The sequence below is a fragment of the Candidatus Marifrigoribacter sp. Uisw_064 genome (assembly GCF_047730175.1).
GTDB lineage: Bacteria > Bacteroidota > Bacteroidia > Flavobacteriales > Flavobacteriaceae > Marifrigoribacter.
The window spans coordinates 2,543,037-2,570,016 of record NZ_CP159833.1; the positions used below are offsets into that span (position 1 = coordinate 2,543,037).

30 protein-coding genes, 1 other RNA gene and 1 pseudogene are annotated in these 26,980 nt (G+C 31.1%); 18 read left to right on the forward strand and 14 right to left on the reverse strand.

The genetic code is table 11. From position 1 onward, the window contains the following. Window positions 1–157: 157 nt before the first annotated feature. From ABXT64_RS11375 to ABXT64_RS11395, 5 genes are all read right to left on the reverse strand, one after another. Complete coding sequence (locus ABXT64_RS11375) at window positions 158–304, reverse strand: hypothetical protein (protein ID WP_443633054.1); 147 nt, start codon at window positions 302–304, stop codon at window positions 158–160. A gap of 189 nt (window positions 305–493) precedes the next feature. Next, window positions 494–874, reverse strand: a complete 381-nt coding sequence (locus ABXT64_RS11380) for a hypothetical protein (protein ID WP_443633055.1) — start codon at window positions 872–874, stop codon at window positions 494–496. 11 nt (window positions 875–885) lie between these two features. Further along, window positions 886–1,200, reverse strand: a complete 315-nt coding sequence (locus tag ABXT64_RS11385) for an HPF/RaiA family ribosome-associated protein (RefSeq protein ID WP_443633056.1) — start codon at window positions 1,198–1,200, stop codon at window positions 886–888. A 13-nt stretch (window positions 1,201–1,213) separates the two neighbouring features. Next, window positions 1,214–1,417 carry a hypothetical protein gene (locus ABXT64_RS11390; RefSeq protein ID WP_443633057.1) on the reverse strand — a complete coding sequence of 68 codons (204 nt, stop codon included), beginning with the start codon at window positions 1,415–1,417 and terminating at the stop codon, window positions 1,214–1,216. Between the two features lie 72 nt (window positions 1,418–1,489). Continuing rightward, window positions 1,490–1,636: a hypothetical protein gene (locus ABXT64_RS11395; RefSeq protein ID WP_443633058.1), complete on the reverse strand. Its 147-nt coding sequence runs from the start codon at window positions 1,634–1,636 to the stop codon at window positions 1,490–1,492. Window positions 1,637–1,858: 222 nt separating this feature from the next. Between ABXT64_RS11395 and ABXT64_RS11400 the strand changes: the two genes are divergently transcribed. Continuing rightward, window positions 1,859–2,659 (forward strand): YdhR family protein, encoded by an 801-nt coding sequence (locus tag ABXT64_RS11400; RefSeq protein ID WP_443633059.1) that lies wholly within the window; start codon window positions 1,859–1,861, stop codon window positions 2,657–2,659. 604 nt (window positions 2,660–3,263) lie between these two features. Then, window positions 3,264–3,683, forward strand: a complete 420-nt coding sequence (locus ABXT64_RS11405) for a carboxymuconolactone decarboxylase family protein (RefSeq protein ID WP_443633060.1) — start codon at window positions 3,264–3,266, stop codon at window positions 3,681–3,683. Window positions 3,684–4,121: 438 nt separating this feature from the next. Here the strand turns inward: ABXT64_RS11405 and ABXT64_RS11410 are convergent, their stop codons facing one another. The 3 genes and pseudogenes from ABXT64_RS11410 to ABXT64_RS11420 all read right to left on the reverse strand — a co-directional run bounded on the left by ABXT64_RS11410 (window position 4,122) and on the right by ABXT64_RS11420 (window position 5,607). Beyond that, window positions 4,122–4,460, reverse strand: a complete 339-nt coding sequence (locus ABXT64_RS11410; protein WP_443633061.1) for a hypothetical protein — start codon at window positions 4,458–4,460, stop codon at window positions 4,122–4,124. A 185-nt stretch (window positions 4,461–4,645) separates the two neighbouring features. Further along, window positions 4,646–4,973 (reverse strand): annotated as a pseudogene (locus ABXT64_RS11415) (DUF1304 domain-containing protein); the annotation flags it as partial. Window positions 4,974–5,052: 79 nt separating this feature from the next. Further along, window positions 5,053–5,607, reverse strand: coding sequence for a thioredoxin family protein (locus ABXT64_RS11420; RefSeq protein WP_443633062.1), 555 nt, complete (start codon window positions 5,605–5,607; stop codon window positions 5,053–5,055). 113 nt (window positions 5,608–5,720) lie between these two features. Here ABXT64_RS11420 and ABXT64_RS11425 point away from each other — a divergent pair, with 113 nt between their 5' ends. The 13 genes from ABXT64_RS11425 (at window position 5,721) to ABXT64_RS11485 (ending at window position 17,587) form a co-directional block, all read left to right on the forward strand. Then, entirely contained in the window at window positions 5,721–6,056 is a 336-nt protein-coding gene (locus tag ABXT64_RS11425; protein WP_443633063.1) for a tRNA-binding protein, read from the forward strand. A 140-nt stretch (window positions 6,057–6,196) separates the two neighbouring features. After that, window positions 6,197–7,057: a hypothetical protein gene (locus tag ABXT64_RS11430; protein ID WP_443633064.1), complete on the forward strand. Its 861-nt coding sequence runs from the start codon at window positions 6,197–6,199 to the stop codon at window positions 7,055–7,057. A 257-nt stretch (window positions 7,058–7,314) separates the two neighbouring features. Next, window positions 7,315–9,195, forward strand: a complete 1,881-nt coding sequence (gene rpsA / locus ABXT64_RS11435; RefSeq protein ID WP_443633065.1) for a 30S ribosomal protein S1 — start codon at window positions 7,315–7,317, stop codon at window positions 9,193–9,195. Between the two features lie 155 nt (window positions 9,196–9,350). Continuing rightward, a complete protein-coding gene (gene pyrR, locus ABXT64_RS11440) occupies window positions 9,351–9,890 on the forward strand; it encodes a bifunctional pyr operon transcriptional regulator/uracil phosphoribosyltransferase PyrR (protein ID WP_443633066.1) in 540 nt (179 codons plus the stop codon). A gap of 2 nt (window positions 9,891–9,892) precedes the next feature. Continuing rightward, complete coding sequence (locus ABXT64_RS11445) at window positions 9,893–10,831, forward strand: aspartate carbamoyltransferase catalytic subunit (RefSeq protein WP_443633067.1); 939 nt, start codon at window positions 9,893–9,895, stop codon at window positions 10,829–10,831. Beyond that, window positions 10,821–11,156 (forward strand): ribonuclease Z, encoded by a 336-nt coding sequence (locus ABXT64_RS11450; protein ID WP_443633068.1) that lies wholly within the window; start codon window positions 10,821–10,823, stop codon window positions 11,154–11,156. Before ABXT64_RS11445 ends, ABXT64_RS11450 begins: the two co-directional genes overlap by 11 nt. Before the next feature lie 10 nt (window positions 11,157–11,166). Then, window positions 11,167–12,072 carry a ribonuclease Z gene (locus ABXT64_RS11455; RefSeq protein WP_443633069.1) on the forward strand — a complete coding sequence of 302 codons (906 nt, stop codon included), beginning with the start codon at window positions 11,167–11,169 and terminating at the stop codon, window positions 12,070–12,072. Between the two features lie 98 nt (window positions 12,073–12,170). Then, complete coding sequence (locus ABXT64_RS11460; RefSeq protein WP_443633070.1) at window positions 12,171–12,857, forward strand: MbnP family protein; 687 nt, start codon at window positions 12,171–12,173, stop codon at window positions 12,855–12,857. Continuing rightward, a complete protein-coding gene (locus ABXT64_RS11465) occupies window positions 12,854–13,891 on the forward strand; it encodes a cytochrome-c peroxidase (protein WP_443633071.1) in 1,038 nt (345 codons plus the stop codon). The genes ABXT64_RS11460 and ABXT64_RS11465 overlap by 4 nt, the downstream gene beginning before the upstream one ends. Window positions 13,892–13,955: 64 nt before the next feature. Continuing rightward, window positions 13,956–15,329 carry a YHYH protein gene (locus ABXT64_RS11470; RefSeq protein WP_443633072.1) on the forward strand — a complete coding sequence of 458 codons (1,374 nt, stop codon included), beginning with the start codon at window positions 13,956–13,958 and terminating at the stop codon, window positions 15,327–15,329. A 156-nt stretch (window positions 15,330–15,485) separates the two neighbouring features. After that, window positions 15,486–16,130 carry a pyridoxamine 5'-phosphate oxidase gene (gene pdxH / locus ABXT64_RS11475; RefSeq protein WP_443633073.1) on the forward strand — a complete coding sequence of 215 codons (645 nt, stop codon included), beginning with the start codon at window positions 15,486–15,488 and terminating at the stop codon, window positions 16,128–16,130. 61 nt (window positions 16,131–16,191) lie between these two features. After that, entirely contained in the window at window positions 16,192–16,677 is a 486-nt protein-coding gene (locus ABXT64_RS11480; protein WP_443633074.1) for a SixA phosphatase family protein, read from the forward strand. A gap of 7 nt (window positions 16,678–16,684) precedes the next feature. After that, complete coding sequence (locus ABXT64_RS11485; RefSeq protein WP_443633075.1) at window positions 16,685–17,587, forward strand: Ppx/GppA phosphatase family protein; 903 nt, start codon at window positions 16,685–16,687, stop codon at window positions 17,585–17,587. Between the two features lie 33 nt (window positions 17,588–17,620). On the opposite strand, the gene ABXT64_RS11490 is transcribed toward ABXT64_RS11485, so the two are convergent. Genes ABXT64_RS11490 through ABXT64_RS11500 form a run of 3 tightly spaced genes read right to left on the reverse strand, consistent with a single transcriptional unit; the run spans window position 17,621 to window position 20,467 of the window. Further along, a complete protein-coding gene (locus tag ABXT64_RS11490; protein ID WP_443633076.1) occupies window positions 17,621–18,088 on the reverse strand; it encodes a hypothetical protein in 468 nt (155 codons plus the stop codon). 55 nt (window positions 18,089–18,143) lie between these two features. Next, the gene (locus ABXT64_RS11495) at window positions 18,144–18,725 is read right to left on the reverse strand and encodes a tRNA-(ms[2]io[6]A)-hydroxylase (RefSeq protein ID WP_443633077.1); all 582 of its coding nucleotides are present in this window, start codon (window positions 18,723–18,725) and stop codon (window positions 18,144–18,146) included. A 2-nt stretch (window positions 18,726–18,727) separates the two neighbouring features. Next, on the reverse strand, window positions 18,728–20,467 hold the full coding sequence (locus ABXT64_RS11500) for a DNA polymerase III subunit gamma/tau (protein ID WP_443633078.1): 1,740 nt from the start codon (window positions 20,465–20,467) through the stop codon (window positions 18,728–18,730). 91 nt (window positions 20,468–20,558) lie between these two features. Between ABXT64_RS11500 and rnpB the strand changes: the two genes are divergently transcribed. After that, an RNA gene (gene rnpB / locus ABXT64_RS11505) (RNase P RNA component class A) lies at window positions 20,559–20,866 on the forward strand. A 434-nt stretch (window positions 20,867–21,300) separates the two neighbouring features. On the opposite strand, the gene ABXT64_RS11510 is transcribed toward rnpB, so the two are convergent. Genes ABXT64_RS11510 through ABXT64_RS11520 form a run of 3 tightly spaced genes read right to left on the reverse strand, consistent with a single transcriptional unit; the run spans window position 21,301 to window position 23,295 of the window. Beyond that, entirely contained in the window at window positions 21,301–21,834 is a 534-nt protein-coding gene (locus ABXT64_RS11510; protein ID WP_443633079.1) for an RsmD family RNA methyltransferase, read from the reverse strand. Beyond that, window positions 21,834–22,607 (reverse strand): DUF3822 family protein, encoded by a 774-nt coding sequence (locus ABXT64_RS11515; protein WP_443633080.1) that lies wholly within the window; start codon window positions 22,605–22,607, stop codon window positions 21,834–21,836. The genes ABXT64_RS11510 and ABXT64_RS11515 overlap by 1 nt, the downstream gene beginning before the upstream one ends. Before the next feature lie 25 nt (window positions 22,608–22,632). Continuing rightward, complete coding sequence (locus tag ABXT64_RS11520; RefSeq protein ID WP_443633081.1) at window positions 22,633–23,295, reverse strand: hypothetical protein; 663 nt, start codon at window positions 23,293–23,295, stop codon at window positions 22,633–22,635. Between the two features lie 123 nt (window positions 23,296–23,418). Between ABXT64_RS11520 and ABXT64_RS11525 the strand changes: the two genes are divergently transcribed. Together ABXT64_RS11525 and kdsB are read left to right on the forward strand one after the other, a co-directional pair. Then, window positions 23,419–24,843 (forward strand): ATP-dependent DNA helicase, encoded by a 1,425-nt coding sequence (locus ABXT64_RS11525; protein WP_443633082.1) that lies wholly within the window; start codon window positions 23,419–23,421, stop codon window positions 24,841–24,843. Window positions 24,844–25,149: 306 nt separating this feature from the next. Beyond that, window positions 25,150–26,979: a 3-deoxy-manno-octulosonate cytidylyltransferase gene (gene kdsB, locus ABXT64_RS11530; RefSeq protein WP_443633083.1), complete on the forward strand. Its 1,830-nt coding sequence runs from the start codon at window positions 25,150–25,152 to the stop codon at window positions 26,977–26,979. Window position 26,980: the final 1 nt, after the last annotated feature.

A 26,980-nucleotide genomic window follows, 5' to 3' on the forward strand; every position in this document is an offset into this window, starting at 1 on the left:
AAGATAACTCCAAGAGTTCCTGGAACAGTAATATGAATACTTTTAAATAATTCAGTTCTGTTATGTAGATAAAACAAAGTTTCTGGTTGAAAACTTAAATTTTTGTTTATTTCAATAGTAGCAAATCCACCAATAAAAATCCAATTTTATTGTCAAATTAAAAAGGTGTAAATATATCACCCTCATTGGAAATATATTTGAAATAATCAATACCTCCTTTAATCCCAAAAATGTTCTCTAAATCTTGAGAGAGTAAACCTTGTGAAGTTAAAGAGATTATAATTAATAATAATATTTTTTTCATTCGTAAAGTTTGACTTAAAATGTTTGTAAGGAGTTTGTATATGGTTTGTTGCGTGTTTAAGCACCTAATTTAGCAAATACAAAACCAATTACCAAACCCAGCAATGAATTATACCTATTGTTAGCTGTAGTGTTTATCAGTTCAATCAATTTAGTATAATTTAATCATTTCTAAATTGATTTTAGAGTTTTATATTTTTTCAAAATGATTTTTCACAAAAGCATCTTTTTCATTATTGGTCATTTTATCTGTTGGTTCAATGTCAATTTTTATTTTTTTAAAATGTAAATCTTTTTTCAAGTAATTGTGTAGTTCTACTTTTGCGTTTGTTGGACCAAATAAAAGCACATGGTTGTATTTTAAAATTTCATCCGCTACTTCTTTGTAATATGCTTTATGCATTTGCTGTCTTTTGTTATGCATAAGACTTTCGCTTGTATTTAATGCTTCTTCTTTTGTTTCTGAATTAAAATTTGAGACAATAGATCGACATTCGTTTTTTGAATTTATATCAATCAAATTAGCAGCTGAATGATCCATCCAGATACCTAAATTGTTATTTTTTTTCATGATGTTAAGTTTTAGTGATTTTGAATTTTTCCAAGAATACTTTCTATAGAGTTTTTTATTTTATCAATAGCGCCTGTTAAGGCAAGATTTATAGTGTCTGCCTGATTAGTGATAGCAATAGGCTGTTTGCCCTCAAGTCTAGCTTCTATTAGACACGAGATATTATTAAATCCGTCCTTTTTTCCATTCTCATCTTTTAAGTGAACCTCTATTCTGGTGATATGAGATTCGAACCTTTGTAACGCTTCTGTAATTTGAGAAATAAAAAAATCAGAACTTCTTTTTTCTCCTGTCAGCGTTTTGTCTGTATTTATTTGGATTGTCATATTTTATAGTTTTTTAATGTTCTTTTGCATACTTTTCTATTAAGTTATTTAGGGAATCTAAATAGCCCTTTAGTTCATTGTTCGTTATTCCCCTTTCCGAATTGGATAGGAAGTTTACAGGAATTTCATTCATGTATTTAATCAGTTCTGGATATTCCTCTTGAATTTTTAAGGTAGTCAAGCGGATATTATCATTAAGGTCATTTTTAGATTTCATTTTCTATGCTTTTTAATCCTTATAAGGTTTTTATCTATTGTATCACTAGATTCCTATCTTTTAATATTTGTTTCATCGTTTTTCATTTTTCATTTTTTTAATTGTTGTCTTCTCAATATCAAAATGGTCGGTTAATTGATTAATATTACCAGTCGGATTTGTTGGGTGTGTCTGTTGTTTTGTTATTTTGAATTTCTTTCTATCTCTAATCATTCCCATGTTGTCTGTTTTAATGGTTGATTAATAGAATACAACTTTAATATTTAATCGTTGCCAATATTGTCTTAAAACCTAAGAATGATGTTGAATAGGCTAAACCATTAACATACTTTATTAACATTAAGTTTAGCTAACCTTTTTATTTTTGGAGATATTTTTTATAAGTTACTGACTTTAAATGTTTAACTTACAAATAATTCATAGTAACCAAAACTAAAATAAATGAAGAAACTAATTATACTCTTAATAACAGCAAGTTTATTTGTAGCATGTACTAATAAAAAGAAATCTGATGGTGAAGCTAACGCTTCAATGATTGAAGCCTCTCAAAACGGAAGTTTAAAAAAAGAGCAGTCAACACCTCATGTTTTAATTGTTAACTATAACCTCAAAGAAATGAGTATTGAGGAACATGCCGAACTTGGAGCAAATGTTGCACCAAATTTTACACCTGAAAAAATTGAAGGACTCATTGGTAAATCATTTATTGGAAATACGAATACAGGAGTTTATGGAGGCGTTTATCAGTTTAGTTCTAAAGAAGCTGCTGAAAAATACATAACCTCAGAGTTTTGGTTAGGAATTGAGGCGCATCCTAATTTAGTGAACTTTACAAAAGAAGTGTATGCTGTTCCGCCATTTTCGAACAAATCAAACGGTATATGGGCAAATAGAAAGACATCATCCAACCCTGCTGATGCGATGGGCATGCATTTGCTAGTTGTTAAGTATAATTTGAAGGAGATGACTCTTGATCAACACTATCAACTAGGAGTTGATGTGTCGCCAAATTTCACATCTAAAAAAATTGAGGGTTTTATCGGAAAATCCTTCATTGGAAATACGGACACTGGGGTATTTGGAGGAGTATACCATTTCAAAAGTAAGGAGGCAGTCGATACTTATTTGAACTCTGAATTTTGGGAAGGAATTGAGAACCATCCTAATCTAGTGAATTTTACAAAAGAAATTTATGGTATTGCTCCAATTTCAGCAATTTCTAATGGAATTCCAATGCTTTAAACATCTTGTTTAAAAAAGTATTACCAACATACATATAAAAAATCTACATCTTATGGTGTAGGTTTTTATATTCATTACATCTGCCACAAAACAGTTCGATTTTACTCCTAACTCCCATAAAACACCCTCACTAATTATTTAAAAAAACGCGTTGTATTTTTTTAAATAGTCAATTCCATATTTGCCTATTTTTTATGGGCATAGTGTTTGGTTTTTCTCAGTTGTATAATTTTACTACACATGAATTACAACCATCGCTTCAAGAATAGAAAATAAGCAGGATACTATTTACAAGGTCTAGAAGTCCCTGAATTGAAGGAATAAGCTATGTCTATGGTTTAGTTTTGTATCTAAAGATTTTTCTCCAAGTTTTAAGTTCACACTTGTAGAACTTGATGAGTGTTTCTTTTATAAAGTCAGAGTAGTTTTTCATAATTCAACTATAATAAATGTTAGTCTAATCTATTTAAGAAGTTTATAACTCCCTGAATTAAAGGAAGAGGATATGCCTATGGCTTGGTTATGTCGTGTAAATTACTTGTTTTTTTCAATAAACAAAATATTTATTATATTTGAACTTATCAATAAATAAACAATTTTAAAAATGAAAAAATTACTATTTATTTTACTATTAGTAGGATTGCATTCAACTGGTTTTTCTCAAGATGTAACACTCACAAGTGAAGAGAAGAAAGTGCTTTTAGCTCAGAGCCCTTTTAACAATGTTTACCCAACATCAATACTTAAAAGTTCTGATGCTTATTTTAAAGCTCAAATGGGCTTATACAAAGAAGGTGCAATAGCTGAAAAAGAAGCTCATTTAATAGCCCTGGGAACTTCCGCAGCTACTAAATGTCAATACTGTATCCCTTATCATATTGCAGAACTGAAAAGATTAGGGGCATCTGAAGATGAAATAAAAACGGCTGTTCTCATTGCTGCTGATATTATGAAAATGAGTACGCTATTTTATGGAAACGAATTTGATTTAGAGGCGTTTAAAAAAATGCTTAAAGGAGAATAATATACAAAAGGGATACCTTTTTTAAGAAATAAAGCACTATAATGCGATGTATTGTAGTGCTTTTTCAGTTATTACACACTCTATAACCAATCTAAAGAAAGCATGCTAATGAAACATGCAACTACTAAATTAGGTTTTCTCATAATGTAATCACAAACAAATTATAATAACCTGTTAATTGTTTTTTAAAACTCTTGAAGAAACTATGATAAAAAACATAAAAAGCCCTGTATATCCAACTCAGAACTCTGCAATCCAAATTCTAAATATAATGCTTTTAGTATTTTTTTTTGGTTTAATTCCATACAACGGTTTTGTATATGAAAAGTAGCAGTTTTAGAATGCTATACTTTTCCGATAGAGGAAAGATAACAAAAAAGTGCAAACCTAATGTCTTGCGCTAATACTGCTGTTTTTATATACGTTGTTGTATACCGTTTATTTCCTTCCCCATTCATTCTTCAAATATTCTAGCGCATCTATCAATGCTTTTTTAGAAGGTTTGGAATTAAAGCCTAATTCTTCCTTTGATTTTGTGATATCATAATCTTGTTTTAAGCCATAAAACATATCTAAGTAATGTCTTTGCAATTGTGGTTGTTTTCCTGATATTTTACTTATAAATTCCATTAAACCTGCTACGGAATACAATAAATATTTAGGGACTTTTTTGGGTGTTTTTAATTTTAATTCAGAAGCTATTTTTACACTTTCTTGTAAAGTGGTATGTTGTTCGTTCGACAAGATGTAGCGTTCTCCATTATTACCTTTTAGCATTGCTTTGTATACACCAAAAGCTACATCTTTTACATCTATCTAATTCAGGGTAACATTGGTGCATCAGGGATTTATCCATTTAAAATTTGATAAACAAGATTGTTGGAATAACTTAATTTATAAGCGTCACTACCAATCATTGCTGAAGGTAAAATTACTACAGTTCTTATTCCATATTTTTCCCCTAATTCAATTGCAATTAAAGCTGGAAGTGCTTGTATGAAAAATATTTTCTTTGAAGCTGTTAAAGCTCCGTAAATTTCAGCAACAGCAACACAGCTCAAAAAGAATAATGCCACATTTGTTTACAAAACTCATCGGTTATAAAGAAAGGCCAAATAAGTCCAGCAGCTAAAAAACCATTATATAAGCGTTGGTGGGTTCAAATAATTCCTTCGGAAATTGCCTAAATATTTTTCTCCCTAGAGTTGTCCAAGCAAACATTTCGAAATACATAAAGTAGAGGTGAAGTAGTGCTACAATTCCTATAAGTATTGAGATTACATATTCCATAAGTGTAATTTAGAATTCCTAAGGTATTAAAAATTCACCTAATTTATATGAAGCGAATTAATTTAAAGAAAGAACCTCATTACTTCCATTTAATATTACAGCCAATACTCGGCTTTTGATCTTTTTTTTGTGAATGATTATTTAAAAGAGCATCAAAGGCTTCACGTAAATCACTTCCATTTACTGGAATTCCATTGCCGGGTCGAGAAGTATCTAACTGTCCTCGATATACTAATTTTAATTCTGAATCAAATAAATAAAAGTCGGGAGTACAAGCAGCATCATAGGCTTTAGCTACTTCCTGTGTTTCATCATATAAATAAGGGAAAGTAAAGTTATGTTCTTTCGCATTTTTATGCATTTCTGGAGGAGCGTCTTCTGGATAATTTTCAGCATCATTACTGCTAATGGCAACCACACCAAAACCATGAACGCGAAAATCATTCGAGATTCTAACAATTTCATCATTTATATGCTTCACAAAGGGACAATGATTACAAATAAACATAACCAATGTTCCTTTTTCTCCTTTTACATCATTTAAAGAACAATCCTTTAACGTGACAGTGTCTTGAAGGTTAAAAGAAGGAGCTTTAGTTCCCAGAGGGAGCATGTTTGAAGGGGTTAATGACATAGATTTTTTTTATATACCTTGTTATTTCTGAATAAATTTACAAAGAATCAAACATATGAATGCTATAATTTATAAATGAAATTAATTAAATTTACATTTTAAAAATATAAATAATGGACGAGTTAAGTTGGAAAGAGTTTGAAAAAGTAGACATGCGCGTAGGTACTATTATAGAGGTTTCAGATTTTCCTGAAGCAAGAAGTCCATCGTACAAGCTTCAGATTGATTTTGGAGAAGAGCTAGGTGTCAAAAAAAGCTCGGCTCAGATTACTTCGCTTTATTCTAAAGAAGAACTCCTAGGGCAACAAATAATTGCTGTGATCAATTTTCCGAAGAAACAAATCGCAAACTTTATGAGCGAATGCTTGGTGTTAGGATCGGTAAGTGGTAAAGATGTAACATTACTAAGTTCTAATCAAGTTGTAGAAAATGGACTTCGAATTAGATAGTTTCAATGTTGAAAAGCGAATCAGCCTACGTGTATACACGTATTTTTATAATGAAGAGGTTACTTATTTCCGTTAAAGAGCTTTTTATTTTATATTAGTCCTTAAAATATTTTTTATAACTCACCTAAACTTTAATTAAAATGAAAACAAACAAATTTTTAGCGCTTGCGCTTGCAACAACAATGATTATCTCTTGTTCTAAAGAAGAAGGAAATTCGGTAGAAGAAGCTAATCTAACACAAACTGTGGAGACAGTAACTGATAAAGGTCAAACTCCAAATGCTCAATTTGACAATAACAAAAAAGGTCTTTACATTGGACTTGTAGCTGCAAAAGAGGGAATGTCTAGAGGGCACCTAAATTTAAATGTAGGAAACAATGGAGCTTATATCGCTTCGCTTGATATGGCAAATGGAACTGAATTTAAGCTTGTAGCAAATGGAAACAACCTTAATGATGTATATCACTTTACAGGAACTGAAGGAAGTTTTAATGTAAACCTTGCAGATTTTAACGATGTGGTAGTGAGTGACGTTGTTTTAAATGACGCTGAATATTTCGCGGTAGTTTACAAACACACAACAACAAGAATGCCAGCAGCTGTAACAGGAACTTGGCTTGAAACTGGGAATCCAGCTTTCAATGGAACATGGAATATCATTGCAGATGGAACAATTGTAGATCCTAATGGATTTGGTGGAGAAGGAATTACAAGTGTATTGATTACTCGTGGAGGTAACATGTTTATGGATACAACTATGGAGACATTTTCTTTTGCACCTTGTGGTGGACCTGAAGTTTGGATTCCAACTATTGGTTTCGCTGGCGTATCCACAAATACTACAACAACTTGGGGGCAAACAACAACAATTGGATCTGCTGCTGCTACATGGGATTTGATTTATGATTTTAATGTTCCTTATTCAGATCCCGCTTGTGGTGTATTGACTTCTGGAACTTGGTCATGGAATGGAAAAGTTGGAGAGATTTATGGGGATTAATTATTAGATAATATCATAATTTAAAAGCGACCCATTGGGTCGCTTTTTTTATGCCATCTAAACTTTATAAAACCCTTTGAAAATCAATAAATAAATCTTATTTTTGCACCCCTTTTAGCGGCATTATGAATAATAAATAGGGAATAAAAAATAATTATATAAACACTTCTGTACTAAAGCCGCCCTTGTTATTTGTGAGGTACAGAATACAAAACGTTTATTTTCAGTCTATTTAAACTGAAAATACTAATTAGCAAATGGCTAAAAAAGAAACAAAAGAAGTAGTAAAGGAAGTTGCTGTAGCAGCTGTAGTAGAAGTTCAAGAAACTGTTGAAGAAACTGTTGAAGAGACTGTTGAAGAACCTAAAAAAGAACTTTCTTTAAAAGAAAGAGATCCAGGAAAATTTCTAGAAGACTTTAATTGGGAAAATTATCAAGAAGGAATAGATCCTGTTGATGATGGAAAATTAGAAGAATTTGAAAAATTAGTAGCTGAAAATTTCGTAGATACGTTAGATGATGAAGTAGTAGATGGTGTTGTAGTGTACCTTTCAGATCGTGATGCAATTATTGACATCAACGCAAAATCTGAAGGGGTAGTATCATTAAACGAATTTCGTTACAATCCAGATTTAAAAGTTGGTGATACCGTTGAGGTATTAATTGATGTACGTGAAGACAGTACAGGTCAATTAGTATTATCTCATCGTAAAGCTAGAACGATTAAAGCTTGGGAAAGAGTAAATGCTGCACATGATGAAGCAACCATAGTAAATGGATTTGTTAAGTGTCGTACAAAAGGGGGTATGATTGTAGATGTTTTCGGAATTGAAGCATTCTTGCCAGGTTCACAAATTGATGTGAAACCTATCCGTGATTACGATGTGTATGTTGGAAAAACAATGGAATTTAAAGTTGTGAAAATTAATCACGAATTTAAAAACGTTGTCGTTTCTCATAAAGCACTTATCGAAGCAGATATTGAAGAACAAAAGAAAGAAATCATTGGTCAATTAGAAAAAGGACAAGTATTAGAAGGTGTTGTTAAAAACATTACTTCTTATGGTGTGTTTGTTGATCTTGGTGGTGTAGATGGATTAATACATATTACGGATCTTTCTTGGTCTCGTATCAATCATCCAAATGAAATCGTTGAATTAGATCAAAAATTAAATGTTGTAATTCTTGATTTTGATGAAAATAAATCTCGTATCCAATTAGGTCTTAAACAATTAAGCGCTCATCCTTGGGATGCTTTAGGAGAAGAACTTAAAGTAGGAGATAAAGTAAAAGGTAAAGTGGTTGTAATCGCTGATTACGGTGCATTTATCGAAGTTGCTCAAGGAGTTGAAGGATTAATTCACGTAAGTGAAATGTCTTGGTCTACTCATTTACGTTCTGCACAAGATTTTGTTTCAGTAGGAGATGAAATTGAAGCTGTAGTATTAACAATGGATAGAGATGATCGTAAAATGTCATTAGGGATCAAACAACTTTCTGAAGATCCTTGGACCGATATTACTAAAAGATATCCAGTTGGATCTAAGCATAAAGGAGTGGTTCGTAACTTCACTAACTTTGGAGTATTTGTAGAGTTAGAAGAAGGTATCGACGGTCTTATTTATATTAGTGACCTTTCTTGGACTAAGAAAGTAAAACATCCAAGTGAGTTTACTGCAATAGCTGAAGAGTTAGAAGTAGTGGTATTAGAATTAGATGTTGAAGGACGTAAATTAAGTTTAGGTCATAAACAAACTACGGATAATCCATGGGATAAATACCAAAAAGAATTTGCTGTTGGAACGAAACACACTGCTAAAATCACTGATTTAGTTGATAAAGGTGCAATCGTTGATTTTAACGAAGATATTTCAGCATTTATTCCAACACGTCACTTAGAAAAAGAAGACGGGACTAGTTTAAATAAAGGTGAAGAAGCAGAATTACAAATTATTGAATTCAATAAAGAATTCAAGAAAGTAGTTGCATCTCACATGGCTATTCATAAAGAAGAAGAAGCTAAAATTGTTAAGCAAGCTGTTAAGAAGCAAGCTGCTCAAGCTGAAGAAGCAAAACCTACTCTAGGAGATGCTAATGAAGCTTTACAAGCGCTTAAAGATAAATTAGACGGTAAATAGGAGTAGTATTTACTTAAAATTTTAAAAGCCTCTCATTTTTGAGAGGCTTTTTTATTACCTATAATTAATGACTGCTGAAAATTCAATAGAATAAAATTTCAGAAGATTAGTTAAAAAGTGCTACTTTTGTATACTGAACAATTGTTTAGAAAATTATGAGCCAAAAAGTGTTACTCAACGCAACCGAAGTACAAATTGCACTTCATCGTTTGGCTTGTCAATTAATAGAAAACCACGACTCTTTTCAAAATACAGTTCTCATAGGTATTCAACCTAGAGGGATTTACTTAGCGGAACGTTTAAAATCGTTACTCGAAAATGATTATAAAGTAAAGGATATTCAAATGGGTTATTTAGATATTACTTTTTATAGAGATGATTTTAGAAGAACTGAAAAAACAATAGAAGCAAGTAAAACTAAAATTGACTTTATTGTTGAAGATAAAAAAGTTGTTTTTATAGATGATGTACTTTATACCGGAAGAAGTATTAGAGCCGCATTAACTGCAATACAATCGTTCGGAAGGCCTTTAGAAATAGAATTACTGACTTTTATTGATAGAAGATTTAGTAGGCATTTACCTATTCAGCCAGATTATAGAGGAAGACAAGTTGATGCTATAAACAAAGAAAAAGTAAAAGTGTGTTGGAAGGAAAATGATGGTGAAGACGCTGTTTATTTAGTAAATAATTAATTATGAGCGAATTAAGTGTAAAACACTTATTAGGAATTAAATACATCACTGAAGATGATATTCATTTAATCTTCGAAACTGCAGATCATTTTAAAGAGGTGATCAATCGTTCCATTAAAAAAGTACCTTCCCTTAGAGATATTACCATTGCAAATTTATTTTTTGAAAATAGTACAAGAACAAGACTTTCATTTGAATTAGCCGAAAAACGTCTTTCAGCAGATGTTATCAATTTTTCAGCATCTTCCTCTTCAGTAAAAAAAGGAGAAACTTTAATAGATACGGTAAATAACATTTTATCAATGAAAGTTGATATGGTCGTTATGCGTCATCCAAATCCTGGTGCTGGTGTCTTCCTGTCAAAACATATTAAGGCGAGTATTATAAATGCCGGAGATGGTGCGCACGAACATCCAACACAAGCTTTGTTAGATAGTTATTCAATTAGAGAACGTTTAGGAGATGTTGCTGGAAAAAAAGTCGTGATCGTTGGAGATATACTACATTCTAGAGTTGCCCTATCAAATATATTTGCATTACAAAAATTAGGAGCTGAAGTAAAAGTCTGTGGCCCTTTAACTTTAATGCCGAAACATATAGAATCTTTAGGTGTAAAAGTTGAAACTAATTTAAGAAAAGCATTGCAATGGTGTGATGTTGCCAATATGTTACGTGTTCAAAATGAACGTATGGATATTAGTTATTTCCCTAGTACAAGAGAGTATACGCAACAATTCGGTTTGAATAAGGCCATGCTTAATTCATTAGATAAAGAAATTATTGTGATGCACCCTGGACCTATAAATCGAGGAGTGGAAATTACAAGTGATGTAGCCGATAGTGCCCAAGCCATTATTTTAGATCAAGTGCAAAATGGTGTTGCAATACGAATGGCGGTATTATATTTATTAGCTTCAAAAATTGAAAAGAATGAAGATTAGTGAGCAAGAAAATTATGTGATTTTAGAGGACGACAGAAATGATATTAAAGATTTTTCATCTTATTTAGAGTATATTATTCCGAAGAAAAATAAAGGGCAAAATGTAATCGTTGATTTATTGAAATATGAAGATTTAACTCTGAATCAATTACTGCTTTTTATGGATGTTTCAAACACACATATGTCAGAAAATCAATCATTTGTGATTGTGAATAATGCAATTTCACCGGATGAACTTCCGGATGAACTATCTGTGGTACCTACACTTATTGAAGCTGAAGATTTAATAGAAATGGAAAATATTGAACGCGAATTAGGATTCTAAAAATCAAATATTGAAACTTACAATATTAGGCTGTCACTCTGCAACTCCAAGATGGGATGCAAATCCAACATCACAAGTATTAGAAATTAAAGGTCATTTGTTTCTTATTGATTGTGCAGAAGGAACTCAAGTACAGCTAAGAAGATTTAATATTAAGTTTTCAAGAATTAAGCATGTATTTATTTCTCATTTACATGGAGATCATTTTTTTGGTCTGGTAGGCTTAATTTCTACGTTTCGTTTACTTGGAAGGGAAGCAGACTTACATATATATGGACCGAAAGGAATCAAAGAAGCGATTACACTACAACTAAAATTAGGTAAAAGTTGGACCAATTATAATTTACTTTTTCATGAACTTGAAAAAAATGAACCTGAACTTATTTTTGAAGATGATAAAGTATCTGTAACTACGATTCCTTTAAAACATCGTATTTATACCAATGGCTTTTTATTTAAAGAAAAATTAAATGAGCGTAAACTAAATATAGAAGCAGTAAAAGAAGCGAATGTTAGTATGAGTTATTATACCAAGATCAAGCAGGGATATGATGTTGCTAATGAAGATGGTGTTGTCATTGATAACAAAAAAATCACTTTTGAACCAGCAGCATCTAAATCTTATGCTTTTTGTAGTGATACAGCCTATTTTCCGCAAATAATTCCTCAATTAAAAAATGCTACTGCTTTATATCATGAATCTACTTTTTTAAATGAACATCAAAATTTATGCGATCGAACAAAGCATAGTACTGCTCGCGAAGCTGCGCTAATTGCTAAAGAAGCAAATGTAGGTACGCTTATTCTAGGACATTATTCTGGGCGTTATAGTGATTATGAGTCTTTTAGAAAAGAAGCACAAGAGGTTTTTACAACTGTTGAATTAGCAAAAGATGGTGCTATTTTTGAAATTTAATTATTTTTAATTAAACCTTTATATTTTATTTTAGTCTAATTTATATATATATTGAAAATGAGGCTGTTATATCTCCTTAAATAAATGAGGTTCTTTAAATGAAGCGTATTTATATTTTATTATTTGTATTTAATTTTTTTAGTGTAATTGCTCAAGAAAGGGAGGTAAATCTTCATTTTGATACAACTATAGAAAACACATCCCTTAGACTTAATAAATCGTATTATTTACCTTCTTTGCAAGATAGTATTCAAATAGAAACTTTTAAATTCTATATTTCTGAGGTGCAATTATTATTAGATGAAACCATAGTTGAATCATTAAAAAAGAAACATTTTTTAATAGATTTAGAAAAGAAAAATTCAAATAGAATTAAAACAGATATCATCAGTAATAAAGATTTTAATAAAATTAAATTTCATATTGGGATTGATAGCTTAACTAATGTTTCTGGTGCTTTCGGTGAAGATTTGGACCCTACAAATGGAATGTATTGGACTTGGCAAAGTGGTTATATTAACCTAAAGATTGAAGGTAAATCTGATGTGTTTCAAACTAGAAAGAATCAATTTCAATTTCATATTGGGGGATATCAAGAGCCTGCAAATACACTTCAAACCGTAATTTTAGACATAGTAAATGAGGAAAATATTACTATTAATGTTACCCTAGATGAATTCTTTTCTGAACTGAATCCTAAAGTTAATCATACAGTTATGAGTCCAAATAATGAAGCGGTAGAGTTGTCAACACTATTTTCTTCAGTATTTTCAATTATAAAATGAAAAACACTATAAACATATTTTGTATTGGAATCCTTTTGCTTTGTTGCATGGCATTTGAATTTGCTAATTATACTCTTGATTACCCAACTTATTTTCCTGTTCCTGAATATGATTTAAAAAATAAACCGCTTACAAGTGATAAGATAGAATTAGGTAAAACATTATTTTATGACCCAGTTTTATCAAAAAATGAATCAATATCATGTGCTTCTTGTCATTCACCCTATAATGCTTTTGCTCATACAGACCATGATTTGAGTCACGGAATTTATGATCAAATAGGCTCAAGAAATGCACCTCCTTTATTTAACCTTGCATGGCAAAATGTATTTATGTGGGACGGCGCTATAAATCATTTAGATGTTCAATCTTTAGCTCCAATAAGTAGTGCCTTAGAAATGGGGTCAAATATTTCAGATGTAGTTACAAAACTTCAAAAGCATGATCGATATCCTGCTCTTTTTTATAAAGCATATAAGGATAGTATTGTAACTGGTGAACATGTTTTATTAGCATTAGCTCAATTTCAACTTACTTTAGTTTCAGCAAGTTCAAAATATGATAAAGTGAAAAATAGAAATGCTTCATTTTCAGAACAAGAAAAGAATGGATACAACTTATTTTTAAAAAACTGTAATTCATGCCACCAAGAACCCTTATTTTTTAATAAAGGGTTTGCAAGCAATGGCTTAGTTGTAGACGGAACATTAAATGATTACGGTAAATGGAAAAACACTAAACAATCCAAAGACAGCTTGCTTTTTAAAATTCCGTCATTAAGAAATTTAAGTTATACGTATCCTTATATGCATGATGGAAGATTTAAAAAACTAAATGAAGTACTTAATCATTATACAAATGAAATTGTAATGACTGATAACCTAGCGTCAGAATTAAATAAAGGCATCTCTCTAACATCAATTGAAAAGGCAGATTTAATTTCCTTTTTATTGACATTAAATGATAAAGATTTTGTTTTTGATGAAAAACATCAGGTTCCAAAACATTTTTTCACTAAACCTAAGGACAATTAAAAATTGTATCATTTTATAAATAAATCACTAATACTTAATCACTAATAATAAAATACTAACCATTATGAAGAAAAATATTTTTACAATTTATTTGCTTTTTGGGACAATTATTATTTCTCAAGCGCAATTAAACCCTGCAATTACATCCTTTTTGCAAAACACTACAGAAACAGGTAGTTATTATATGGCGGGTAATTCTACCGCTATAAATAATAACATTTTGGTGAATTGCCAACAAGTTGAATATTCAGATGATTTTGTTTATATTTCAGCTACTGGTGTGCCAGCATACCCAACGGGTCCTTTTCTAGATGGAAATCCTTCTCAGTCACAAAATCAAAATGCAATTTTCAAGCTCCCTTTAGATCCTCAAGAAAATGAAGGAGCCCCTGATAATACAGTGCCTGGAAATATAGGTGTGTTTGTGAATGGAGTTTCTTTATTTGATTATAGAGATGGTGTTGCTTGGAATACAAATACCAATTCTTTATGTGGTGGACCAGGTAATCCTCCTTGTCCAGGAGGGCCAGGAGCTCAACAAGATTGGAACCGAGATGCTATTCCTGCTGAAATGGCTGGTTTTGATTGTTCTAAAGGACATCCAGCGATGGGAAACTATCACCACCATCAAAATCCATCAGCATTTAAGCTTGATTTAGAGATCGTCTCTGATATTTGCAATTTGTATGATGCAGACGGGCTTTATTTTATTAATGATAATGAACATTCCCCTTTACTAGGATTTGCATTCGATGGTTTTCCGATATACGGAGCCTATGGTTATGCAAATGAAGATGGAAGTGGAGGTATTGTTAGAATTAAGTCCGGTTACCAATTAAGAAGTATTACCCTTAGAACACATCATGCAGATGGTACGAATGTAGATGATGGACCACCCGTTGACGCGACGTATTTCTTAGGCTATTTTAGAGAAGATTATGAATATGTTGAGAATACTCAAGAGGATTATCTAGACGAACATAATGGACGTATGATTATGACTCCTGAATATCCTGATGGAACTTATGCTTACTTCGCTACTGTAGATGATAATTGGAACTCAGTGTATCCATATGCAGTAGGGCCTACATTTTATGGTAATTATGAGAATAGGATTGTAAATTCAATTAATGAATCAACAATCATTTACGAAGAGGAATTAGGTGTTTCTGAAACAATTTTTAATGAACTCAATATTACGATTTTTCCAAACCCTGCCGCTGATCTTATTGCTGTTCAATTAGGTAGTTTAGTATTTGATGAATTACAAGTTGAATTGTTTGATATATCAGGAAAATTAATTAAATCTACCAATATTAAAAAGGGTAGTACTATTGCTTATTTTGATGTACAAACTGTATATGAAGGCGTATATTTAGTTAAAATATCTAATAACAAGAAAAGTGTTATAAAGAAAGTTATAATCAAAAGGGAATAAATATTCAAATAGAATATTTATACTATTTTTAAAAAGCAAATATTACCGAAGGGTAAGATTTGCTTTTTTTATTAAGGTATATTTAACCTAAATTTAAATATAAACTAATATTACTTCCTAGTTAAAACTCGTAACTTGCACTACAAAGATGAATGTATGCGAGATAATTTACATGATTATCGTAAAAATTATAATAAAGGTGAATTAACAAAAAGCACTGTTGATTCTAATCCTTTGCAACAATTCAGAAAATGGTTTCATGAAGTTAAAGATTCTGAATCTGTTGACGAAGTAAATGCTATGACATTAACAACCATAGGAATTGATGGTTTTCCAAAGGGTAGAGTAGTCTTATTAAAAAAATACGATGAATACGGATTTTATTTTTACACAAATTATTTAAGTGAAAAAGGTAAATCTATAGCACAGAATAATAAAGTTTCTTTATCATTTTTTTGGCCAGGAATGGAAAGGCAAATCATTATTAAAGGAACCGCTACAAAAACAACGGAACAAGATTCTATAAATTATTTCAACTCTAGACCTTTAGGAAGCAAATTAGGCGCAATAATTTCTAGTCAGAGTGAAGTTATTTCTAATCGAGAAGTATTGGAAATAGAATTGGAACAATTAGAGAAAAAACATGAACAACAAGAAGTACTAAAGCCAGCGTATTGGGGAGGTTATTTAGTGTCTCCAACTGCTATAGAATTCTGGCAAGGAAGACCAAATCGATTGCACGATAGAATCCGCTATACTCTTGAAGATTACGATTGGAAAATAGAACGTTTATCGCCTTAAATAGATTAGTGATATATGTACGCTTAAGCAACTGTAAATTAATATAATATAAATAATATTTATGAAAACTTTATACATGTTGAGGCATGCGAAATCTTCTTGGAAACATGATGTAATAGATCATCAAAGACCTTTAAAAGGAAGAGGTAATAACGATGCAAAATTGCTGTCAGATCATTTGAAAGATGCAATAAAAGCTCCTCAGCTAATTATTTCGAGTGATGCTAATAGAGCTTTATCTACCGCACAATATTTTAAAGAAGCTTTTCAAGTTTCTGACGATAATTTCACAACAAATCATGAATTATACGATTTTAGTGGGCAACAGGTAATGAAAGTTATAAATTCAATAGATGATTCACTAGATAGAGTTATGATCGTAGGTCATAACCATGCATTTACTTCCATAGCAAATATGTTGGGTTCAGATTATATTGATAATATGCCTACTTGTGGTTTTGTAATTCTTCGATTTAAAGAAGACTCTTGGAGTAAAATAAGTACAGGTAAGACCAAAAAAACATATTTTCCGAGAGATTTTAAATAAGTATTTTATGAGTAAACTTTCTATCGAAAAATACGCAGCAATCGATATCGGCTCTAATGCGATACGTTTGTTAATCGTCACAGTTTTTGAACGTCCGGGTATTGAGCCTAAATTCAAAAAAACGTCTTTAGTAAGAGTGCCAATTCGATTAGGAGAAGATGTTTTTGTTCATGGTAAAATTTCAAATAAAAATTATTTGCGAATGGTAGATGCTATGAATGCTTTTAAACTTTTATTAAAAACTCAATATATAAAAAATTATAGGGCTTGTGCTACTTCAGCAATGAGAAATGCAATTAATGGAGAAATGATAGTTAATAAAATATTGGAGCAAACTGGTGTGAAAATCAATATTATTGATGGGTATGATGAAGCTGCCCTTATTGCATCTACTAATATAAATTCTTATGTAAATAATGATGAAAACTATTTATATGTAGATGTTGGAGGTGGGAGTACTGAGTTTACAATTTATTCAAATGGAAAGGTTGTTGAATCACGTTCTTTTAGGTTAGGTACGGTACGAATTATTAATAATTTAGTAGATAAATCATTATGGGAAAATGTCGAAGAATGGATAAAATCGAAGACAAAAAATTATAAAGAAGTCACATTGTTAGGCTCGGGAGGAAACATTAATACAATTTATAAAAATAGTGGAAAAAAAATGGGAACACCATTAAGTTATTTTTACCTATCAACTTATTATAAGCATATTAAAAATCTAAGCTACGAAGAACGTATTTTTGATTTAAATATGAATCCCGATCGAGCAGATGTAGTTATTCCTGCTACAAAAATTTATTTATCTGCAATGAAATGGTCTAAAGCTAAAAATATTTATGTTCCAAAAATCGGTCTTGCTGATGGTATTATTAGAAGTTTATATAACAAAAGGATGAATCAATAATCATTTAGCTAGTTTTTGATTCGGATGATTCTTTTAAATAACTCTACCTAATCTTTTGGCTTCAGCATCTTTTCTTGCACCATACATCATTCCAAATACCATACCAACACCTGTTCCTATAGACAATCCAATACTGGTTCCAAGACCTGCAAAAATTGCTGTTCCTATAGATAAACCTATGCTTGTACCAAATATCATCCCATATATCATATACGTTTCGGTGTAGTATTTTGCAGAAGTGAACGAAAATTCGTTTTTCAGAAATATTTTAAATTCAGATCCTTTTTGTTTGTAGAATTTTTTTCTGTTTTCCGTAGCGGTATTTAACTCCAATGAAGAGAGTTTTTCTTGTATTAATTGAGACTGTTCTTTAGTTAAACCTCTATTATTCAATGATGTTAAAGTTCCAATAAAACAGTCATACACTTTTTTTTCAGATTTTTTCTCTGTTTGAGATCGTAAAGTGTTCAATAATTCGGAAGCTTTGTTTATGTTCATCATACATTATAAGTAGTTGAATTTGTTTTTTTGTTACACTCATTTATTTTTAGGTACCTTATCCATGAACCGTCTCATTAGTTCCTAAATTTTTCATGATCTCTGCTTCATATTCAAGAAGGTCATTCCATTTTTCATCCACTTCTTTTCTGACTCCATACTTACGTGCAAAGCCAAGAAACATAGTATAATGATTCGCTTCACTCACCATTAAGTTTTTATAAAAAACAGCCAATTCTTTGTCTTGTAATTCTTCACTCAACAATCTAAATCGTTCACAACTTCTTGCTTCAATCAATGCAGCATAGAGTAATCGATGGACTAATTGTGTTGTTCTGCTTCCGCCTTTCGGAAAAAACTTTATTAATTGATTTACATAATCATCTTTACGATCTCTACCAAGTATCCAACCTCGAGCAATGATAATATCATGAACTAATTTAAAATGGCTCATTTCTTCTTTTACAAGGGCTGTCATTTCTTGAACAAGCTCCGTATACTCAGGAAAGCTTACAATAAGTGAAATCGCCGTAGAGGTGGCTTTCTGCTCGCAAAAAGCGTGGTCTGTTAATATTTCTTCAATATTTTTTTCAACAATATTTACCCAACGAGGGTCTGTGGGAAGTTTTAGGCCTAACATAATTATATATCTAAATCAAATTCTTTTCTAAGGACGTCAATTAAAGGATTTTTTTCCATTAATTTTTCAAACTTGTCTTGGGCAGTATAAGCATATTTTTTAATAGCAGTCTCATTTACTTCAATAGCTAAATCGATTTCGTAATTATTGAGAGTTTTCTTTAAAAACAACAATAAATCGTATTTGGCGCGTTCCACTTCCACTTTTATAGTGCTATTTGGAAACTCTAAATGAATCGTATTCCCTTCAAGCTTTGGAGAACCCATAGTTAAATGAGAAAGTAAATTAAACTTCCCTTCTTTTTCTATTTTTTTAGTATACGCTTCCCATGCTGCAAGTAATTCTTCTTGAGTGAATTCGGTAACAGGTAAATCTTCTTTATCAACTGCTTTTGCTACTAATTCTTCTTTTAGCTGTTGTTTTTTCTGAATACTTTTTAAGGAAAGCGCAGAAACCCTTTTTGTAGTACGTTCCTTTAAAATTCTAGGACGTTCAATTACTTTTTCTTCTATAATTTCTTCTGAATGTACTTTTTCAATAGGTGCTATTTTTTCTGAAATAATTTCTTGTATTACTTTAGTTTCAGAAATAACGTTATCAATGATAGTACTTGAAGCTATTGAGGTTTTTTCAGCAACAAAGAAAGAAGGAGGTATTACGAAGTTTTTAGGCTTTTTTTTTTCACCCTCAAAGGTGAGAGAAGCCAACTGCATTAAGCATAATTCAACTAACAATCGTTGATTGCGACTTAGTTTGTATTTTAAATCACAGGTATTTGCTATTTCAATACCTTTAAATAAAAAATCTAAATCTGTTTTTTTAGATTGTTCTAGATACATGATTTTTACTTGCTCACCAACCTCTAGTAGGCTAATGGTTTCCTCATTTCGGCACACCATTAGATCTCTGAAATGAGAAGCTAATCCCATCGTAAAGTGATGGCCATCAAACCCTTTGGAAAGAATATCATTGTACAATACCAAAAGGCTTGGTATATTGTTTTCAAGTATTAAATCGGTTACTTGAAAAAAGTACGTATAATCTAAAACATTTAAGTTTTCGGTAACAGCTTGTCTCGTTAAATTTTTCCCTGAAAAACTAACCACACGATCAAATATAGATAAGGCATCTCGTAAGGCTCCATCTGCTTTTTGAGCGATAATATGCAATGCATCGTCTTCAGCATCTATATTTTCAGCTTTAGCTACCTTGGCTAAATGTCCTTTAATATCAGTTACGGTGATTCGTTTAAAATCGAATATTTGGCAACGCGATAAAATGGTAGGAATTATTTTATGTTTTTCAGTAGTTGCAAGAATAAAAATTGCGTGTTTTGGGGGTTCTTCTAAAGTCTTTAAAAAAGCATTAAAGGCTGCAGATGAAAGCATATGAACCTCATCAATAATATACACTTTAAAATGCCCTACTTGAGGAGGAATACGGACTTGATCAATTAAATTTCGAATATCATCTACCGAATTGTTAGAAGCTGCATCTAATTCAAAAATATTAAAAGCAAAATCTTCATCTGGATTTTCTTCTCCTGTCTGGTTAATTTTCTTTGCTAAAATACGTGCGCAGGTAGTTTTTCCCACACCTCTAGGTCCAGTAAATAATAATGCTTGAGCTAAATGATCACTCTTTATAGCATTCTCTAGCGTATTAGTAATCGCTTGTTGCCCTACCACATCATTAAAGTGGGCGGGTCTATATTTCCTTGCTGATACAATAAAGTGTTCCATAGAAGTGAAACAAAGATAAAAATGTCATTTGTTTTTTGAAAATTTAGATTTCTTATTTTACGGTATTTATTAACATTAGTCTATTTTTGCAAAAGCAGACCGTCTCATCGCTTCAATTTAGTTTGAAGAGGAAAGTCCGGACACCATAGGGAAGCATACCGGCTAACAGCCGTCATCTCATTTTATGAGATAGGACTAGTGCAACAGAAAGAATGTACAGATAATGCTGTAGTGAAACCAGGTAAACTCTATGCGGTGCAATGCCATGTAAACCTGTGCTTGAGAGTACCCGCTCGATGCAGGAGGGTAGGCAGATTCATCTTACTGGTAACAGTAAGGGTAGATAAATGATGAGAAACTTTATAGTTACAGAATCCGGCTTATAGGTCTGCTTTTTTTATTTTTAGGAGCTAATTAATTTTTTAGCCCATTTGATACAATCTTCATAAGAGTCAAAAACTTCTAAAGTTCTTTTATAAAATTTCTTTTCAAACCTTGCAGTTTTTAAAGCAGATTGTGAATAACCCACAACTCCAATCCCTTTTAAATTTGGAAGTATAGAAGAATGCAATAAACAAGTAGGGTTGATAGTATAGTCATTAAATCTGTTAGCAATAGATATATAAGGTTGTGTTGGGTAATTACGAATGAAAACTTCACTTATTTCTACTAAATGAGGTATATCAAAAGAAACCCCTCATTAATTGTTGAAACAATATAATCTTTGTGCAGTTCTAAAATTGCAAAATTTAATGTAATGATTTTTGGTTTTTCTGCACTCAATATAAATTGATTATATCTATAGATTTAAGAAATATTCTTGAGAATAGAAATTAACTAAAAAAACTAAACACAGAATCACCGTACCTTCTGGATTCTTTAAAGTTATTTAATGAGGATAAGTTGCTTTGTTTTTTATGCTCTATAATTAGCATTCCTTCTTCATTTAATAAGTTCTTATTAAAAACTATTTCTGATATTTCTTCAAGTTGATTTATCTTAAAATCGTAAGGAGGATCTGCAAAAATTATATCAAACTTTTTTGTACAACTATTTAGGTATCTAAGCACATCAGATTTAATAGTGGTAATAGGTAAATCTAGCTCTAGAGTAATACTTTCAATATATTTCACACAACCATAAAATGAATCTACAGCTATTATTTCTTTACCTCCTCGAGAGCCAAATTCATAACTTATATTTCCGGTTCCAGAAAAAATATCGAGTAGGGTAGATTCACTGTAATCTATCTTGTTATTGATAATATTAAAGAGTCCTTCTTTTGCGAAATCAGTGGTAGGCCTAACCGGTAGTTTTTTAGGGGCCATTAACCTTTTACTTTTATGTATTCCTGAAATGATTCGCATTAAATTATTGCTTTTAATAAGAAATTATGATGTGTATCATCTGTATTTGAAAAAAATATAGGTTGAATCGTTTTTAAAAAATCAATGTTACGAACATACTTAAAAAGTATATTGTATGTGTCATCTCCCTTATTAATATTGCCTAAAATAATTGTTTTTACAAGATCTGGATCTAATTTTAATTGTTCAAAACAGAATAGAATGTAGTAAATAAAATCTTCTGGTGTTTTATAAAGATAGCTATTGCAAATTAATAGACTGCCATTTTTCACTACAATAAAGTCGAATATTTCTTCTGAAACATTAATATAAACTGTTGGCTCAATGGTATATTTCTCTAGATCTAAAATCGATTTTATTAATAAAGTTGATGCATGATAATATTTAAAAGAACCAAATTGTTCGAAAAAATAATTATTAATATTTACATAAGGAACATAGACTGATGTGATGTCTTTATTTTCAATAGTATCGAAACTAATAAAATCGTTTGCTAATATTTTTGAATTAAACTTTAAATAATCACTTGCTTTAGATTCATCAAAAAGAGGCGTAGGAACTATAGTATATAAGTGAGTAGCATAAATAACGACTACTTCTGAAAATGGGTGTAGATCTTTTAAGTCATTTGAAATTACAGATGAAATATCAACTAATAATTCTTCTGGAGTAGCTTTAGAGGTGTATTTTTTTTCAGTAAAAAAAACAACTGATTTCGTATCTTCTTTTGAGACCAAAAAAGAAAGCCCGGTCAAGGAAACTTGAACGGACAATCTATTATAATTTGAATTTAATATGTTATTGATCTTCTTGAGTGTCATATAATTTTGGCCAGTTTCCACTCGTATCTACATCGTTCAATGCTCCAACTTTAATTGAAGGACCATTTACACCATCAACAGAAACTGTTTGTCTTTCTTGATTTACTAAATCTTTATCTTGATCAGCTAATATTACTCTTTTATCAACTTTCGCTTCAAAAACAGAATACATAGTACCCGTTTTTTCAATCATACCAGATTTTAATTCGAAATTAGCTTCGACCCCTTCTACAGGAACTTTCATCATAGTTTTATAACGATCAGTTTCACCAAAAAGTGAATCTCTTACAGGGACATAATTTAATGTATCTAATATAACATCCTCTATATAATATCCTTCTGTTAAACCAAACGCTTTATTTTTTTCAACATCTGTATAACTTGTATCTCTTCTTTCAACAATTGCGAATTGAGCTGTGTCAATAAAACGAACTAAACTATCAAAACTTCCTGTAAAACCACCTGTGATTTCTTGATGTGCTTGTTCAGCAGCTTTAATATCCTTTAAGTTTTTAATTACTTTTTTATATCGAGCTATTTTTACTTCGTTAAATTTAACAGGAGCATTAATTGAAGAATATAACATGTACCCTAACGCTACAATAACTAACCAAAGAACTATCTGAATTACTAATTTCATTATATAAAAGTTTAAATTTTTATTTTATTAAGGTCTATCGCAAATCTACAATTTTTTTTTGTTCGTAAAAGTATATTCCGAAAAAAACATAACTATCTTTAAACCTTCATATGTAAATTAAAAATGAACGCATCCCAATTTTATAGCCTATTACGATCAGATTTCCCTCATACACCTACCGTAAAACAAGATATTACCCTTCAATTGCTGTCTAATTTTACCCTTAGTGAAAAGAAAAATGAAGTGTTTTTATTAAAAGGATTTGCAGGGACAGGTAAAACAACAATCGTAGGTACCTTGGTAAAAAACATACGGAAAGCAAAACAATCTACTGTTTTATTAGCTCCCACAGGAAGAGCAGCTAAAGTGATTAGTAATTATTCAAAGCAAGTAGCATTTACAATTCATAAAAAAATATACTACCCAAAATCAGAAAAAGGAGGCGGTGTTTCATTTACATTACAAACGAATAAGCATAGAAATACACTATTTATAGTAGATGAAGCTTCCATGATTCCAGATATAAATCAAGAATCTAAACTCTTCGACAATGGTTCTCTTTTGGACGATTTAATGCAATATGTGTATAGCGGTTTCAATTGCAAATTATTATTAATTGGCGATACCGCTCAATTGCCTCCTGTTAAACTGACCTTAAGTCCGGCATTGGATGAATCTATTTTGGAAAACCATTATAATAAAGAGGTTACTTCAATAGAATTAGATCATGTGGTGAGGCAACAAAAGGATAGTGGAATTTTATTAAATGCTACAAAACTAAGAGAACAGTTAGAAAACGGTTTATATGAAGATTTTAAATTCACAGATTTAAATTTTCCAGATGTCATTCGGCCAATTGATGGAGAAGAACTATTAGATGCAATAAACGATTCATATTCAAACATAGGTAATGAAGAGACGGTCTTTATTGTTCGTTCAAATAAACGAGCCAATCTTTACAATCAGAATATTAGAAGTAGAGTCCTTTTTCAAGAACAAGAAATAGCTTCAGGTGATTATCTAATGGTGGTTAAAAATAATTACTATTGGGTTCAACCTGAAAGTGAAGCTGGATTTATTGCGAATGGAGATATTGTTGAAGTGCTAGAAATTTTCAGTATTAAGGAATTATATGGTTTTCGATTTGCACAAGTGAATGTTCGAATGATTGATTATCCAGATATGAAACCGTTTGAAACCGTAATTATGCTTGACACATTATCTTCGGAAACTCCCTCATTACCTTATGAAGACTCAAATAAACTCTACCAAGAGGTTATGAAAGATTATGCCTCATTAAAGTCTAATTATAAAAAATTTCTTGCAGTAAAAAAGAATGTGTATTTCAATGCATTGCAGGTCAAGTTTTCATATGCGGTTACTTGCCATAAATCGCAAGGAGGACAATGGAATACTGTTTTTGTAGAACAACCCTATTTACCTAATGGAATTGATAAAGATTACTTGCGATGGCTGTATACTGCCATAACGAGAGCCAAAGAAAAATTATACCTAGTAGGTTTTAAAGACGCGTTTTTTGTAAATTAGAGGAATGGATAGTTTAATCGATAAGTACTTCTTTAGGTATTGGAAGCCTAGTTGAGGCAACTGTCTAAACAGAAACATTTAATGTAACGTGCTTATTGTCAGTATTTACCGAATCACTTGCCTTTATTATTAAATTATAGTTCTTTTTCGGAATTTATAAATTTTATAAAAAGCTTAAGAAAAATAGATGTTGACAGGGATAATATTTTTATTTTTGAACTTAAATTGGTAGATTTATTTATAAGGAATATTAAAGCAACCTTATGAATATAAGTACATCTACAAACAATAAACTGATTTTCTAAAATGAAGATAATAGCAATGATCCCCGCACGTTATGGTGCATCCCGTTTTCCTGGAAAGTTAATGCAAGATTTAGGAGGAAAACCTGTAATTGTTCGAACATACGAAGCTGCTAAAGCAACCGATCTTTTTGATGAAGTATACATTGTAACTGATAGTGAAGTAATTTTTTCTGAAATTGAACTTCACGGAGGTAAAGCAATAATGAGTATTAAAGATCATGATTGTGGAAGTGATAGAATCGCTGAAGCAGTTGAAAATATGGATGTTGATATCGTAGTTAATGTCCAAGGAGATGAACCCTTTACAAGTAAAGAAGGTTTAGAACAAGTATTAAGTGTTTTTCATGGAGAAGATGCAGATAAAATAGATTTAGCTTCTTTAATGACTGAAATGCATGATTGGAAAGAAATTAGCGATCCTAATAGTGTAAAAGTTATAGTTAATAAAGATAATTTTGCTTTGTACTTTTCACGTTCTCCAATTCCTTATCCAAGAGACAAAAATGCAGATGTTCAATATTATAAACATAAAGGGATTTATGCCTTTAGAAAACAAGCTTTAATGGACTTTTATCGATTGCCGATGAAAACATTAGAAGCTGCTGAAAAAATTGAATGTATTCGTTACCTAGAATATGGTAAAAATATAAAAATGGCGATTTCAAACACACAAGGTATTGAAATTGATACTCCTGAAGATCTAATTCGAGCAAATAAAGTATTAAAAGAAGAAAATATAGTCAGTGTAAATAATAAGTTTAGAAACTTCCCAATGGTTCCTAAAGTTGTTTTTGGTCAAGGATGTTTCGATCAATTATCATCAATTTTAGCACCTCAAAGAAAAAATAAAGCACCATTTATCTTTTTAGTTGATGATGTATTCGAAAATGATACCGTTTTTATCGATAGAATTAATTTACGATTTAACGATAAATTATTATTTGTATCATCAACAGAAGAACCTAAAACTTCACAAGTAGATCAAATAGTTAAAAACATAAAAGCAGAATTCAACTATAAACCTTCAGGAATTATTGGAATAGGAGGTGGTTCTATCTTAGATTTAGCAAAGGCAGTTTCTATTATGCTTACTAATAAGGGTAGTGCTGCAGATTATCAAGGATGGGATTTAGTTAAAAACAAAGCTGTGTATCATGTTGGTATTCCAACAATTTCAGGAACAGGTGCCGAAGTATCTAGAACTACAGTGCTTTCTGGACCAGAACGTAAATTAGGAATCAATAGTGATTTCACTCCTTTTGATCAAGTAATTTTAGATCCCAATTTAACTATTGGAGTACCCAAAAATCAATGGTTCTATACAGGGATGGATTGTTTTATCCACTGTGTTGAATCTTTAAACGGTACTTTTTTAAATGCTTTTAGTCAGAGTTATGGTGAAAAAGCTTACGATTTATGTAAAGAAATATTTTTAAATGATACCTTAACTGAGGAAGAATCTAGAGGGAAACTAATGATGGCTTCTTGGCATGGTGGAATGAGTATAGCGTATTCTCAAGTAGGAATTGCACATGCAATGAGTTATGGACTTTCTTATGTGTTAGGTACAAAACATGGTGTTGGAAACTGTATTGTTTTTGATCATTTAATAGATTATTATCCAGAGGGTGTTACCTTGTTTAAGGAAATGGTTGCAAAATATAAAATTGAAATTCCTCAAGGCATTTGTAAAGATTGTACCGAAAAAGAAATTGATATTATGATCGAAATAGCTTTAAGTTTAGTCCCTCTATGGGAAAATGCTTTAGGCGAAGAATGGGAGTCTATCATGACTCCAGAGAAACTTAGAGGTATGTATTTAAAAATGTAAG

Bases quoted from the DNA above. Each gene is read 5' to 3' on its own strand.
- ABXT64_RS11465 (WP_443633071.1), top strand. From the start codon at position 12,854: ATGAAAAACACTATAAACATATTTTGTATTGGAATCCTTTTGCTTTGT.
- ABXT64_RS11485 (WP_443633075.1), top strand. From the start codon at position 16,685: ATGAGTAAACTTTCTATCGAAAAATACGCAGCAATCGATATCGGCTCT.
- ABXT64_RS11420 (WP_443633062.1), bottom strand. From the start codon at position 5,607: ATGTCATTAACCCCTTCAAACATGCTCCCTCTGGGAACTAAAGCTCCT.
- ABXT64_RS11520 (WP_443633081.1), bottom strand. From the start codon at position 23,295: ATGAAATTAGTAATTCAGATAGTTCTTTGGTTAGTTATTGTAGCGTTA.
- ABXT64_RS11490 (WP_443633076.1), bottom strand. From the start codon at position 18,088: ATGATGAACATAAACAAAGCTTCCGAATTATTGAACACTTTACGATCT.
- ABXT64_RS11430 (WP_443633064.1), top strand. From the start codon at position 6,197: ATGAAAACAAACAAATTTTTAGCGCTTGCGCTTGCAACAACAATGATT.
- ABXT64_RS11480 (WP_443633074.1), top strand. From the start codon at position 16,192: ATGAAAACTTTATACATGTTGAGGCATGCGAAATCTTCTTGGAAACAT.
- ABXT64_RS11410 (WP_443633061.1), bottom strand. From the start codon at position 4,460: ATGCTAAAAGGTAATAATGGAGAACGCTACATCTTGTCGAACGAACAA.
- ABXT64_RS11525 (WP_443633082.1), top strand. From the start codon at position 23,419: ATGAACGCATCCCAATTTTATAGCCTATTACGATCAGATTTCCCTCAT.
- ABXT64_RS11495 (WP_443633077.1), bottom strand. From the start codon at position 18,725: ATGTTAGGCCTAAAACTTCCCACAGACCCTCGTTGGGTAAATATTGTT.
- ABXT64_RS11390 (WP_443633057.1), bottom strand. From the start codon at position 1,417: ATGAAATCTAAAAATGACCTTAATGATAATATCCGCTTGACTACCTTA.
- ABXT64_RS11470 (WP_443633072.1), top strand. From the start codon at position 13,956: ATGAAGAAAAATATTTTTACAATTTATTTGCTTTTTGGGACAATTATT.
- ABXT64_RS11375 (WP_443633054.1), bottom strand. From the start codon at position 304: ATGAAAAAAATATTATTATTAATTATAATCTCTTTAACTTCACAAGGT.
- ABXT64_RS11445 (WP_443633067.1), top strand. From the start codon at position 9,893: ATGAGCGAATTAAGTGTAAAACACTTATTAGGAATTAAATACATCACT.
- pyrR (WP_443633066.1), top strand. From the start codon at position 9,351: ATGAGCCAAAAAGTGTTACTCAACGCAACCGAAGTACAAATTGCACTT.
- ABXT64_RS11385 (WP_443633056.1), bottom strand. From the start codon at position 1,200: ATGACAATCCAAATAAATACAGACAAAACGCTGACAGGAGAAAAAAGA.
- ABXT64_RS11425 (WP_443633063.1), top strand. From the start codon at position 5,721: ATGGACGAGTTAAGTTGGAAAGAGTTTGAAAAAGTAGACATGCGCGTA.
- pdxH (WP_443633073.1), top strand. From the start codon at position 15,486: ATGCGAGATAATTTACATGATTATCGTAAAAATTATAATAAAGGTGAA.
- kdsB (WP_443633083.1), top strand. From the start codon at position 25,150: ATGAAGATAATAGCAATGATCCCCGCACGTTATGGTGCATCCCGTTTT.
- ABXT64_RS11395 (WP_443633058.1), bottom strand. From the start codon at position 1,636: ATGGGAATGATTAGAGATAGAAAGAAATTCAAAATAACAAAACAACAG.
- ABXT64_RS11510 (WP_443633079.1), bottom strand. From the start codon at position 21,834: ATGCGAATCATTTCAGGAATACATAAAAGTAAAAGGTTAATGGCCCCT.
- ABXT64_RS11405 (WP_443633060.1), top strand. From the start codon at position 3,264: ATGAAAAAATTACTATTTATTTTACTATTAGTAGGATTGCATTCAACT.
- ABXT64_RS11450 (WP_443633068.1), top strand. From the start codon at position 10,821: ATGAAGATTAGTGAGCAAGAAAATTATGTGATTTTAGAGGACGACAGA.
- rpsA (WP_443633065.1), top strand. From the start codon at position 7,315: ATGGCTAAAAAAGAAACAAAAGAAGTAGTAAAGGAAGTTGCTGTAGCA.
- ABXT64_RS11400 (WP_443633059.1), top strand. From the start codon at position 1,859: ATGAAGAAACTAATTATACTCTTAATAACAGCAAGTTTATTTGTAGCA.
- ABXT64_RS11500 (WP_443633078.1), bottom strand. From the start codon at position 20,467: ATGGAACACTTTATTGTATCAGCAAGGAAATATAGACCCGCCCACTTT.
- ABXT64_RS11380 (WP_443633055.1), bottom strand. From the start codon at position 874: ATGAAAAAAAATAACAATTTAGGTATCTGGATGGATCATTCAGCTGCT.
- ABXT64_RS11460 (WP_443633070.1), top strand. From the start codon at position 12,171: ATGAAGCGTATTTATATTTTATTATTTGTATTTAATTTTTTTAGTGTA.